Here is a 13,610-nt window from a genome sequence, read left to right on the forward strand (position 1 = left end):
TTAAAATGATGATTAGTTAGTATGCATACCACCAGTAACACCGTAAGTTTCAGCCGTAGTATAGCTAGATTCTTCAGAAGCTAAATGAACATAAACACCAGCAAGTTCAACCGGTTGTCCTGCACGTTTTAACGGCGTTTGCATACCAAATTCAGGGATAACATCACTTGGCTGACCACCACAGACTTGTAATGGAGTCCAAACCGGACCTGGTGCCACACAATTGACACGAATACCTTTACTACCTAACTGTTTAGCTAATCCTCGAGTAAAAGCAATGATTGCTGATTTAGTTGATGCATAATCTAATAAATTAGCACTAGGTTGGAAGGCTTGAACAGATGACGTTGTAATAATAGTCGATCCTGGTTTTAAATAGCCTAACGCCGCTTTAGTGACCCAAAATAATGAAAAGACATTGATCTCAAAAGTTTTCTTAACTTGTTCTGTAGTCAATTTCATAATATCTTCAACCGCAGTTTGTTTACCTGCAACTAAAGTTAAATTATCTAAACCACCCAGTTTAGTATGTGCTTGCTTAACCAGCTTTTTACAAAAATCTTCATCACTTAAGTCACCGGGAATTAAAACTGCTTTACGTCCTACAGACTCAATAACTTTAGCAACCTCTTTCGCATCTTTTTCTTCATATGGCAGATAGTTAATTGCCACATCTGCACCCTCTTTGGCATAAGCAATTGCGGCTGCGCGTCCGATACCGGAATCTCCCCCAGTGACAAGCATTTTACGTCCAGCTAAGCGACCGTGACCATGATAGCTCTTTTCACCACAATCGGGGATTGGTTTCATTTCACATTGTAATCCCGGCGGTGTCTGTTTTTGTTTTGGGAATTTAGTGTGATGATATTTTTTGGTTGGGTCATAGGTTTGTTCAGTCATAATTTTCTCCTAAGTTAGGCTTGTATTTGTTGACAAATTCAATATAACTTAAATGAAATCAATTAATAATCACAAAATCCTATTGCTAAGCATATTTTATATCTTTAAAATATTTAATTAATTCAAGTAATTATATTTATTAATAATTAAAGATCATCTATTTTTAAAGTTTAAAAACGCTGTAAATCATAGGTAGAGATAAAGTAGAAATTCAATCCACAATAAAGACGGCTTTTCACAATTAATCCCGTAATGCTTAGGATAATTATGGTCGATCCATTGGTGTTGCTACGCGATGTAGTCACTTTAGTTTATCAAATAAAGTTTAACTAAACTAGCGATTATAAATGATAAATATATGTGCGTTAATTTAGCTGACAATCTGCCGGTGTTAGCTCGATAATCACAACTTCTTTATCATCAATAAAATAATGATAATTTGCACCTTGCGGAAAGGCTATTTTCAAATCTTGCATATCCTTGTTATTTTCACAATATGCCTTAAGTAATTCCATACGAATTGTACTAAGTGTGGTGGTGAGTAATAAAGCTTGTTCGGGTGTATTGATGACTCGATATTGATAATTAATGGTATCTTTATCCTTATATACACCAAACAGTGTTGTAAGGCTATCAATCTCGATAGGCAATGCACTTTTTATCGGATCGATCACCGAGTCTTGTAATGCGGCATTTGGATGATTACTGGCTTTATTATCAGAAGATTGCTTAGCATTATCACAACTAAATAAAACTAAATTGATCATCAAAAAGAAAATTATTTTAATACTTTTCATACTGATATCTCTTATTCGTTATTTATTATTCATGTTATTACCAGCATTAAGAAGCAATAATTTAAAATAGCTCATTGCTCAGCTTCTTATTTTGATTAATATTTATACACCAATATTAGACAAATTACCAAAAAAACAGTAAAAATAGTTATTTTTATACTTAAACGTAGGTATTTTCTGAAACTTCTTGACAAACATTTGTGGGTACATGACAAAAGCGTTAAAAAACAGTTGCACTTTTTTTTAAATCGAGTATTTTGTTTAAAAATAATTTTAGAAAATGACAAAAAATTAATATTTAACATCATGAAATTTTCACTCAAAATCGTCCTCATCAACATTATTGTCAGCGTGGTCATTATTCCAGCGCGGGGGCGTTTTTTGAATTAAAATATGTTCATACATTAAATCAAAAACCCCCGCCCCTAAAAGCGGGGGTTTTTTTATGAACAATGGATGAGCAAAATATGACAAGTGAGGAAGAAATGTTAGGAACACAGTGGATAGTAAAAACCTTAAAAGAAAAAGGCGTGACCACCGTTTTTGGTTATCCCGGTGGGCAAATTATGCCTCTATATGATGCGCTTTATGACGGCGGTATTGAACATGTGTTATGCCGTCACGAACAAGGTGCCGCAATGGCCGCAATTGGTTATGCACGTTCTACCGGTAAAATTGGCGTATGTATTGCCACATCGGGCCCCGGAGCGACCAATATTATTACTGGGCTTGCTGATGCACTTATTGATTCTGTCCCAGTGATTGCAATAACCGGTCAAGTTCCTACCAATTTAATTGGCACCGACGCCTTTCAGGAAGTTGATGTTTTGGGTTTATCGCTTGCCTGCACTAAACATAGTTATTTAATCGATAATCCGCAAAATTTACCCAATATTTTGCAGGAGGCTTTCACTTTAGCCAACTCAGGCAGGCCGGGACCAATATTAATCGATGTTCCGAAAGATATCCAGCTTGCCGACCTTGACTATCAACACTATTTAACGCCTGCCAATAAAAATTCTTCTGTTAATAATGCTCAATTATTCCCAATTTCTCAAGATGAGATAAAACTTGCTAAACAAATGATCACCGACGCCAAAAAACCTATGTTATATATTGGTGGCGGCGTGGGGCTTTCTGGCGCAATAACCGAGTTAAGAGACTTTATGTCACTGACACAAATACCGAGTGTCTCAACCTTAAAAGGGCTTGGCGTTGCTGATCTCACTAATCCTTACTATTTAGGGTTGGTCGGCATGCATGGAGCAAAAGCCGCTAATTTAGCGGTACAAGAGTGCGATTTATTAATTGCGTTGGGAGTACGCTTTGATGACAGAGTGACAGGCAAATTAAATGAATTTGCTCGCCATGCCAAAGTGATCCATGTTGATATTGACCAGTCTGAAATAAACAAATTACGCCAAACACATTTAGGATTACAAGGCGATATCAAACAAGTTTTACCTCAACTCGAGGTTACCGTATCAATAGCCAATTGGCATAAAAGAGTTGAAGAATTAAAAACATTACACCCTACTCGCTATGATCATCCCGGTGAGGCAATTTATGCGCCTGCATTATTAAAAAGGATTTCAGAACGTAAACCGCAAAACACCATTATCACCACCGATGTTGGACAACATCAAATGTGGACTGCACAGCACATGCGTTTTACTCACCCGCAAAACTTTATTACGTCAAGTGGGCTTGGGACAATGGGATTTGGTTTGCCGGCAGCTGTCGGCGCACAAATGGCTAGACCTGATGACTTAGTTATCTGTATATCGGGCGACGGCTCTTTTATGATGAATGTTCAAGAGTTGACCACGATTAAACGCAAAAAGTTACCCGTTAAAATTGTACTAATTGATAATCAACGCTTAGGTATGGTTCGTCAATGGCAAGAGCTATTTTTTAATGAAAGATACAGTGAAACGAATCTATCAGACAATCCGGACTTTTTAATGCTGGCTAAAGCGTTTGATATTCCCGGTCAAACGATCAGTAAAAAATCTGAAATTGAGCCTGCGCTCGATACCATGTTTAATGCGCCGGGCGCTTACCTTTTACATGTTTGCATTGATGAACTGGAAAACGTTTGGCCGTTAGTTCCACCGGGCGCAGCTAATGAAAATATGCTTGAAAAAAGTGCTAAGGAGTAAGTGATGAACACAAAAACACAGTATCAAGTCACCATAAAAGCTTATGATAAATTGGGCTCACTTGAACGTATTTTACGCGTAGTTCGTCATCGAGGTGGACATATTGAAAAAATGCAGATGCAGACAGTTGAAAATGAGCAGTTAATTCTATCTTTACTATTAACAACCGAACGTTCACTTTCAACTTTACAAAATCAAGTTGCAAAATTAGCCGATGTCATTGCGGTTGAATAACAATTTTTAGTGATTTGTTTCGTTGAAACAAGTAGTTAAATTAACATTATTAACAATTTTATATAGTTAAACGTAATTGAAAGTATTGTATAATGCTTAACCGTTGAAAGATAAAACATTAAGCAGTACATAGACTTAATATAGTAAAATTTAAGAGGAAAACAAAATGGGTTCTACAGCAAAATCTGAGTTTATTTGGTTAAATGGTGAAATGGTTCCATGGGCGGAAGCGAAAATACATGTCATGTCCCACGCTTTACATTATGGTACATCGGTATTTGAAGGTGTTCGTTGTTATAACACGCATAAAGGACCAGCTATTTTCCGTCACAAAGAGCATGCACAAAGACTATTAAATTCAGCCAAAATCTACCGTTTTCCTGTTCCTTACACGCTTGAAGAGATCATGGAAGCGACTCGTCAAACTATCAAGAAAAACAAACTGGAAAGTGCTTATATCCGCCCATTGGTGTTTATCGGCGATGTTGGTATGGGCGTCAACCCGCCAGCCGGTTATAAAACCGATGTGATGATTGCTGCCTTCCCGTGGGGAGCTTATCTTGGCGAAGATGCTTTAGATCAAGGTATCGATGCAATGGTCTCATCATGGAATCGCGTTGCCTCAAATACAATCCCTGCAGCGGCAAAAGCAGGCGGTAACTATTTATCATCATTATTAATTGGTTCTGAAGCACGTGCTAATGGTTTTCAAGAAGGCATTGCTTTAGATGTACATGGTCACCTATCTGAAGGTGCCGGTGAAAATCTCTTTATTATTAAAGACGGCGTTTTATTTACCCCAGTTTTATCATCATCGGCACTTCCGGGTATTACTCGGGATGCGGTATTAACGCTTGCTCGTGATTTAGGTATTGAAGTACGTGAACAAACCTTATCCCGTGAAGCTCTCTATCTTGCTGACGAAGTATTTATGACCGGTACTGCTGCTGAAATTACCCCAGTGCGCAGTGTTGACCGCATTCAAGTAGGTATTGGTCGTTGTGGTCCTATAACTAAACAGATCCAACAAGCATTCTTTGGTTTATTCAATGGCAAAACTGAAGATAAATACGGTTGGTTAGATCCAATTAATTAAGATGTGTTTGTTTAAAATCCGCTGGTAAAGTCAGCGGATGACATAAAGAGTTAGATTGAATATACAAAATTAAGTACCGTTAAAAATCGGTCGCTTGCGTAATAAAAACTTGGGAGCAAGAAATGCCTAAATATCGTTCAGCAACCTCCGTCGAAGGGCGGAATATGGCAGGAGCCCGCGCTTTATGGCGTGCAACGGGCGTAAAAAATGAAGACTTTGGTAAACCCATTATTGCAGTGGTTAACTCGTTTACTCAATTTGTACCGGGACATGTTCATTTAAAAGATATTGGACAGTTAGTTGCAAAACAGATTCAAGAGTCCGGTGGGATTGCCAAAGAATTTAATACTATCGCTGTTGATGATGGCATTGCCATGGGGCATGGTGGTATGCTCTACTCACTACCGTCACGTGAACTGATCGCTGATTCGGTCGAATATATGGTCAATGCACATTGTGCTGACGCTATGATCTGTATCTCCAATTGTGACAAAATCACCCCCGGTATGCTAATGGCATCACTTCGATTAAATATCCCAACCGTATTTGTTTCTGGCGGCCCAATGGAAGCGGGTAAAACCAAACTTTCTGATCAAATTATCAAATTAGATCTTGTCGATGCCATGATTCAAAGCGCTAACCCGAATGTAAGTGATGCTGACAGTGAGGCGATTGAAGAATCTGCTTGCCCAACCTGTGGTTCGTGCTCCGGAATGTTTACCGCAAACTCGATGAACTGTTTGACTGAAGCATTAGGACTTTCACTTCCGGGTAATGGCTCATTAGTTGCCACCCATAAGCAACGTGAGCAGCTATTTTTAAATGCCGCTAAACGAATAGTTGAGATCACTAAACGCTACTATGAACATGACGATGAATCTTATCTCCCGCGTTCAATTGCCACAAAAGCGGCTTATGAAAATGCCATGTCACTAGATATTGCAATGGGTGGTTCAACCAATACCGTATTGCATTTACTAGCAACGGCACAAGAAGGCGAAATTGATTTTACTATGTCCGATATTGACAGATTATCTCGCAAAGTTCCTCATTTATGTAAAGTGGCGCCAAGTACTGCTAAATATCATATGGAAGATGTGCATAGAGCTGGTGGGGTTGTGTCAATCATGTCTGAACTGGACAAAGCAGGACTACTAAATCGTAATGTACACAATGTGCTGGGTCTTAACTTGCAAGAAACTTTTGCAAAATATGATATTACCCAAACGACAGATGAATCAGTAAAAAAAATGTACCGTAGTGGTCCAGCAGGGATTCGCACAACCAAAGCATTTTCACAAGACTGTTATTGGGATACGCTAGATGATGACCGTGAAAATGGCTGTATTCGTGACAAAGCTCATGCCTATAGCCAAGACGGCGGACTTGCTACTTTATATGGCAATGTCGCACAAGATGGCGCCATTGTTAAAACCGCTAGCGTTGCAGCTGAAAATCTTGTATTTAGAGGCCCCGCCAAAGTGTTTGAAAGTCAAGAAGACGCTGTTGATGCAATCTTAGGTGGACAAGTGGTTGCCGGCGATGTGGTTGTGATTATTTATGAAGGACCTAAGGGTGGACCCGGTATGCAAGAGATGCTCTACCCTACAAGTTATCTAAAATCAATGGGATTGGGTAAAGCTTGTGCTCTCATCACCGACGGTCGCTTTTCCGGTGGCTCTTCAGGCTTATCGATTGGACATATTTCCCCCGAAGCGGCTAATGGTGGGGTTATCGGATTGGTACGCAATGGCGATATTATTGATATTGATATTCCAAACCGTAAATTAGTGTTAGATGTCCCGGCAGATGAGCTTGAGCGTCGCCGTGTTGCCGAACTTGCAAGGGGGGATAAAGCATTTACACCACATCAACGAGACCGATACGTATCTTATGCACTTAAAGCTTATGCCAGTTTAGCAACCAGTGCAGATAAAGGGGCAGTTCGAGATAAAAGTAAATTAGGTGGTTAATGTGAAACAACAAAATACTCAACTTTCCGGCGCTGACTACTTAAAAGCCACACTTTGTAGCGCTGTCTATGATGTGGCTCAAGTCACACCATTAGAAAAAATGGATAAAATATCATCGAGATTAAACAATCAAATTTACGTTAAACGTGAAGACAGACAGCTCGTGCATAGCTTTAAAATACGTGGAGCACAAGCGATGATTGCCAGCCTTAGCCCGGAAGAACGTCAATGCGGGGTTATTGCGGCATCCGCCGGTAACCATGCTCAAGGCGTTGCCTATTGTGCCAACAAATTAGGGATAAAATCACTGATTGTAATGCCACTAACGACTGCTGATATCAAAGTTGACGCGGTAAAAGGATTTGGTGGCGATGTACTGCTTTACGGTGCTAACTTTGATGAAGCAAAAGCAAAAGCACTCGAATTAGCAAAAGAGCAAAAACGCATCTTTATTCCCCCGTTTGATCATCCACTGGTTATTGCCGGACAAGGCAGTATTGCTATGGAACTGTTACAACAAAATGCCAAACTCGATCGCATTTTTGTGCCAGTCGGTGGCGGTGGTCTGGCAGCTGGGGTGGCGGTATTAATCAAACAAATTATGCCGTCAATTAAAGTGATCGCAGTTGAACCAGCCGATGCAGCTTGCTTAAAAGCCGCATTAGATGCTGGCAAACCCGTTGATTTAAATCGAGTAGGTCTGTTTGCTGAAGGGGTTGCGGTAAAACGTATTGGTGATGAAACATTCAGACTTTGCCAACAATATATCGATGATATTGTTACTGTTGATAGTGATGAGATTTGCGCTGCGGTAAAAGATTTGTTTGATGACGTGCGGGCGATAGCTGAACCGTCCGGCGCTGTTGCGCTTGCCGGAATGAAAAAATACATCGAGCAACACAATATTAGCGGTGAAAATCTTGCTCATATTTTATCCGGAGCAAATTTGAATTTTCACAGCTTACGCTATGTATCTGAACGCTGTGAACTTGGCGAGAAACGTGAAGTTCTGCTAGCTGTGACGATTCCGGAACAAAAAGGCAGTTTCTTGAAATTTTGCCAGCTTTTAGGCGGACGCTCAGTCACCGAATTCAACTATCGCTACCATGATGATAATTTAGCCTGCGTTTTCGTTGGTGTGAAAATTTCAAAAACCAATGAAAAAGACGAAATTATGCAAGAGTTAGCTGCTGCTGGTTATCAAGTGGTTGATCTTACCGAAGATGAAATGGCTAAGTTACATGTTCGTTATATGATTGGCGGTAAACCATGTAAGCCAATTGCAGAACAAGTTTACAGCTTTGAATTTCCCGAATCGCAAGGTGCGTTACTAAAATTCTTACAAACACTGGGTACCAACTGGAATATTTCAATGTTCCATTATCGCAGCCATGGCACTGATTATGGTCGAGTTCTTGCCGCATTTGAAATTGACCAAACCAATAGTCATGATTTCGATAAACATCTTACCGACTTAGGCTACGGTTACCATAATGAAACGGCAAACCCATCGTTAAAACTGTTTTTAACCAATTAGCGTTAACTCAGGATAACTATTCACTTTAATCATTATCAGTTAAAGTGAATAGTCACTAAAAAGTCGGATATTTTAAGCAATTAAGAATAATAGATAGATTAACTATGATTAGATTAGCAACGATTGGCACCAATTGGATCACTGAAAAATTTATCGATGCGGCATTACAAACTCAACAATACCAATTAACCGCTATCTATTCCCGCGATATCCATAAAGCCGATGCACTGGCAAAAAAATATCAAGTAAAGACGGTTTTTGATCAACTAACTCAACTTGCCCAATATTCAAATGTCGATGTCGTTTATATTGCAAGCCCTAATTCGCTTCATTTTGAACAAGCTAAACTGATGTTAGAAAACAATAAAGATGTAATTTGTGAAAAACCATTAACCTCTAACTTGTCCCAAACTGAGCTCTTAATTGAAATAGCGCAACAAAACCAACAACTGATTTTTGAAGCCCTCAAAACCATTTATTTACCCAATTATCAATTAATTGCGCATTACCTGCCAAAATTAGGCAGAATTCGCAAAGCACTATTGAATTATTGCCAATACTCCAGTCGTTATGACAGTTATTTAAATGGCAACAATCCAAATACGTTTAACCCCAACTTCTCAAATGGCTCCATAATGGATATTGGTGTTTACCCACTCAATTTTGGGCTTGGATTATGGGGAAGCCCAAATAGAATATGTGCCAGTGCGGTAAAACTCGAATCAGGCGTCGATGCGCATGGTAGTGTTTTACTTAATTATGACGATTTTGATGTCATCATTTGGCATTCAAAAGTGAGCAACTCTTACCTTCCAAGTGAGATTCAAGGTGAAAAGGGATCGCTCATTATTAAAAACCTTTCCTGTTGTGAAAATATTATTTATCAACCAAGAATAGGTGAAAAAAAGGAAATCACACTAAAACAACACAGTAATGATATGTATTATGAAGCGGAAGAATTCGCTAAACTCTACCGACAACGAAAATTAGATCATAACGGTTTAGTCTACTCGTTACTATCATCAAAAATTTTGATCGAAATAAGAAAACAAACGGGAGTGGTGTTCCCTGCTGATCAAGATTTACTCATTTAATAAAATTAAAAAATTAAAAAATTAAAAATACCGTTTCTAGTCACAATTTTGCTTATATTGATCTGTTACAATTCAAATTACTTTTAAGTTCAAAAACAAACTGATCGACAGAAACTCAACAACGAAAGTACTACATTATGTGATGAACTTTACCTGAGCCTGCCCACATTGACGATACCTTTTACGACTGAAACGTTACCACAAGTTTATTTTAAAGAACGCTAAATGTTATTAGCGTTCTTAGCAAGTAAGCCGTTTACTTAGTATAAAATAGACAATGCCTCAATCACGACTATTTAATATGCGCAATATAGCCTTTAATAATCTCGACACTATTTTTAAATAGCTGCTTTTCATTATCTGAAAAATCTAATTCGATAATTTTTTTGATACCATGCTGATCTAAAATAGCCGGCACACCAATTGCCACATCTTTGTAACCATACTCACCATTCAATATACAACTTAGCGCTAACGCTCTATGACTATTGGTAAAAATATGTTGGCAAATTTCAGTAATCGTGCTGGCTATACCATATTCGGTACAATGTTTAAATTTGGCAATTTCAAAACCTTTATTTTTTGCTTTACTGCCAATATCATTAAAATCGATTCGGTTTTTTTCTACATGATTAAGGTTAATGCCATAAACAGATGAATGCGACCAAACGGGAAATTGTGAATCACCATGCTCGCCCACAATAAAAGCATCAATACTTTGTGGACCAATATCCATTTGTTCGCCTAACAAACGGCGTAACCTCACTGTATCAAGCCAAACACCCGTACCAATAACCCGATGACGTGGCACCCCCGATAATTGCCAAACTTGGTAAGTGATCGCATCACAAGGATTAGTCGCCACTAAAAAAATACCTTTAAAACCATTTTTCATCATATCCGGTACTATTGTTGCAACAATTTTAGACGTACCAGCTAACTCTTCAGCTCGGCTTTTTTGCGCTAAACCTGATGTTACAGTAATTATAGCGATATCAATATCCGCACAATCAGTTGACTCACGTAAACTAACTTTAATCATATTTTGTCGATAAGCAGCTGCATCCAACAAATCTTGCGCATGGCCATAAGTTCTCTCTTTATTTATATCAACCAGTACAATTTCTTCACAAATACCACGGTTAATTAATGTATATGCGGTGGTTGAACCTACATTACCAACGCCAATAATCATGACTTTACGTAGTTTCATGCTAACCTCCAAGGAGTTAAGAAAAAAATTGAAATGCAAATGACTAAATTATCGACTAATACTGATTCAAAATGGATATTTTTGATATGACAAACGATAGAAAATAACTAATTTATAATGATCTATTATAAATAAATAATTAATTCATCATACATCATATTTTTGTAAATTATTTGATCATTTGTTAATATTTATCCGATTTACAAAAAGGATGAAACAATGAAATATAAATTATTAGCAGGATTAGCTATAACCCTACCAGTCACGTCTACGGCTTTAACTTTGCAAGGAACTCAAACCTTTTCTGAAAATGTAAATATTCCCATTACGCATAATTACGATGTAAACAATTATGGTACTCATATAGGTATTGATTTAATCAAAAATAGTAACACTATTTTTGAAAAAGATGTCACCATCAAAAAAACGGAGCAAGATGATCTACCGGATCAATCTACTTTTATAGGCATACGCTCACATTATTCCGAAGAAATCAGTTCAACATTAATTAAAGGTAATCTTTTAATTGATATGCAAGGGTTTGAAAATTTTCCAATAGATTTGGAAGGAGGTGACTTAACCGTTAATGGAAATTTAACAATTAACTCATCTAATCAAGAATTTGCAACAATTCATTTGGATAATCAAGCCTCGCTAACTGTTAATGGCAAAACAAATATAAGTTTTAGCAATAACCATGAAGACCATACTGCAATGTTTGTTAGAAACTCTTTTATAACATTAAATGACGATTCAGTTATTGATGGTAGCATTTATGTAATTAGTTCTGGTTTAGCAAAAATAAATAATAAATCAATAATAAATGGCACTATTCTTGCGGAATATGGCGGAACTATCATCTTAGATTTAGCCAAAGGGTCAAAAATTACTGGCACCGTTTTAAGTTTTGGCGATCCAGATGATGATGAACCGGAGGAAGGTGAAGATAGAACCGGAATCATAAAAATGAATCTAGCCAAAGGCGCCTTTTGGGAGATTAATGACAAAATTTCCGAAATAACAGAATTATCCGGTCGCGGTGATGTAAAATTTATCAATAATGATAGTGCAGATGATCGCTATGGTGAGCTAAAAATTGAGAGCTTAAAAGGGGAAACAACTTTTCATTTACGTACCGATATTGTGGCACAAAAAGGCGACAAAATTATCATTACAAAAATCCCAGAAGCCATATCTCGCAATACATCAGCCGAAGGTGTGCACACCTTAATCTTAACGAATAATGGTGCAAGTGAAACAACCGGAAAGGAAAAATTAACCTTAGTTGAAATAGATAATAATGCCGTAACCAATACTGCGACTTTTAAAACCAATCACGCAATTGAATTGGGTGGTTACGTTTATCAGTTAAATAAACAAGAAAATGAGTGGATCTTAGCCAGCACGGGCAAAAAAGATGATAAAAACATAAATCAAAAACCGCAAATTAGCTCAAGTGCTGATGCGAGTGCAAATTTTCTTAATGCAAATTATTTAATGAGTTATGTAGAAACCCAAACCTTACTTAAACGTTTAGGGGATATGCGTAATAGTGGCGAATTTGGTGATGTGTGGTTAAGAGCTTTTTCAGGTAAATTAGACTCTTTCGCCGGTGGTAATTTAAGTAAATTTGATATGAATTATCATGGATTCCAATTTGGTATTGATAAACAATTATCTGAACAATCTCCTTTTGTAATTGGTGCTTTTGTCGGTCAAACTTACGGAGATCCAAATTATCGTAAAGGCGATGGCTCTTTAAGATCGTTTAACACTGGTTTGTATGCAACTTATTTAGATAATAACGGCTGGTATATTGATGGTATTGCAAAATATGCTCGTCAAAAGAATCATTTTAAAGTAAAAGATACTGCCAATGATGTGATACAAGGTTCAGGTCGTACCAATGGATTAAGTGCATCGATTGAGTTTGGTAAGAAATTTAGATTCAACAATTTTTATATTGAACCACAGTCACAACTATCATATAGTCATCAAAATGGTAAATTAATTCATGCATCAAATGGACTTAATGTTAAGTTGGGCAACTATAACTCTTTAATGGGCAGAGCATCGGCACTTTTTGGTTATGAAATTAATACTGATAATAGTAAAATCAATCTCTATGCCAAAACAGGCATAATCCGTGAATTTGATGGTGATACTTACTATAAACTCAATACCAGTAAACAGAGCCACTCTTTTAAAGGAAACTGGTGGAATAATAGTGTCGGTATGAGTGCGCAACTCAATCAACAACACACTATTTATTTTGATTTAGAAAGTTCAAAAGGAAATCGATTCGATCTTTTACAAATTAACGGTGGATATCGTTACTCTTTCTAAATAAAACCACTGTTATAATTATCAATCACATTCCCATTTATCGGGAATGTGATTAAATAAATCAAAGCATTATCTATCATTAAAATAGACATAACTATCTCTCTTTTTTTAAAACATTAATTTATAATAAGTAAAAGAAGTAATTTATTAAGCGCTTCACACATTTAGTCAAAATAAATTGACTTTTATATCTTAAATGATAATAATTCTCATTAGCATTTAAAGCAATTGCTTTAACTTTTTAAAATAGTTATGTTG

10 protein-coding genes are annotated in these 13,610 nt (G+C 37.2%); 7 read left to right on the forward strand and 3 right to left on the reverse strand.

Features of this window, described 5'->3' with window-relative positions:
- Nucleotides 1–12: 12 nt before the first annotated feature.
- A complete protein-coding gene (locus tag GYM74_RS08385; protein WP_220217778.1) occupies nt 13–900 on the reverse strand; it encodes an SDR family oxidoreductase in 888 nt (295 codons plus the stop codon).
- Nucleotides 901–1,265: 365 nt separating this feature from the next.
- A complete protein-coding gene (locus GYM74_RS08390; RefSeq protein ID WP_220217779.1) occupies nt 1,266–1,697 on the reverse strand; it encodes a hypothetical protein in 432 nt (143 codons plus the stop codon).
- A gap of 485 nt (nt 1,698–2,182) precedes the next feature.
- On the opposite strand from GYM74_RS08390, the gene ilvG reads away from it, so the two are divergent.
- The 6 genes from ilvG to GYM74_RS08420 all read left to right on the forward strand — a co-directional run bounded on the left by ilvG (nt 2,183) and on the right by GYM74_RS08420 (nt 9,793).
- On the forward strand, nt 2,183–3,859 hold the full coding sequence (gene ilvG / locus GYM74_RS08395; RefSeq protein WP_220219643.1) for an acetolactate synthase 2 catalytic subunit: 1,677 nt from the start codon (nt 2,183–2,185) through the stop codon (nt 3,857–3,859).
- 3 nt (nt 3,860–3,862) lie between these two features.
- Nucleotides 3,863–4,093: an acetolactate synthase 2 small subunit gene (gene ilvM / locus GYM74_RS08400; protein WP_220217780.1), complete on the forward strand. Its 231-nt coding sequence runs from the start codon at nt 3,863–3,865 to the stop codon at nt 4,091–4,093.
- Between the two features lie 166 nt (nt 4,094–4,259).
- Nucleotides 4,260–5,189 carry a branched-chain amino acid transaminase gene (locus GYM74_RS08405; protein ID WP_220217781.1) on the forward strand — a complete coding sequence of 310 codons (930 nt, stop codon included), beginning with the start codon at nt 4,260–4,262 and terminating at the stop codon, nt 5,187–5,189.
- 122 nt (nt 5,190–5,311) lie between these two features.
- Nucleotides 5,312–7,162 carry a dihydroxy-acid dehydratase gene (ilvD, locus tag GYM74_RS08410; RefSeq protein WP_220217782.1) on the forward strand — a complete coding sequence of 617 codons (1,851 nt, stop codon included), beginning with the start codon at nt 5,312–5,314 and terminating at the stop codon, nt 7,160–7,162.
- A 1-nt stretch (nt 7,163) separates the two neighbouring features.
- Nucleotides 7,164–8,699 (forward strand): threonine ammonia-lyase, biosynthetic, encoded by a 1,536-nt coding sequence (gene ilvA, locus GYM74_RS08415; RefSeq protein WP_255556112.1) that lies wholly within the window; start codon nt 7,164–7,166, stop codon nt 8,697–8,699.
- 104 nt (nt 8,700–8,803) lie between these two features.
- Nucleotides 8,804–9,793 (forward strand): Gfo/Idh/MocA family protein, encoded by a 990-nt coding sequence (locus GYM74_RS08420; RefSeq protein WP_220217784.1) that lies wholly within the window; start codon nt 8,804–8,806, stop codon nt 9,791–9,793.
- Between the two features lie 292 nt (nt 9,794–10,085).
- On the opposite strand, the gene GYM74_RS08425 is transcribed toward GYM74_RS08420, so the two are convergent.
- Nucleotides 10,086–11,006 carry an L-lactate dehydrogenase gene (locus GYM74_RS08425; protein WP_220217785.1) on the reverse strand — a complete coding sequence of 307 codons (921 nt, stop codon included), beginning with the start codon at nt 11,004–11,006 and terminating at the stop codon, nt 10,086–10,088.
- Between the two features lie 219 nt (nt 11,007–11,225).
- Between GYM74_RS08425 and GYM74_RS08430 the strand changes: the two genes are divergently transcribed.
- Nucleotides 11,226–13,352, forward strand: a complete 2,127-nt coding sequence (locus GYM74_RS08430) for an autotransporter outer membrane beta-barrel domain-containing protein (RefSeq protein WP_220217786.1) — start codon at nt 11,226–11,228, stop codon at nt 13,350–13,352.
- The last annotated feature ends 258 nt before the right edge of the window (nt 13,353–13,610 follow it).

The sequence above is a fragment of the Gilliamella sp. ESL0405 genome (genome assembly GCF_019469205.1).
Lineage (GTDB): Bacteria > Pseudomonadota > Gammaproteobacteria > Enterobacterales > Orbaceae > Gilliamella.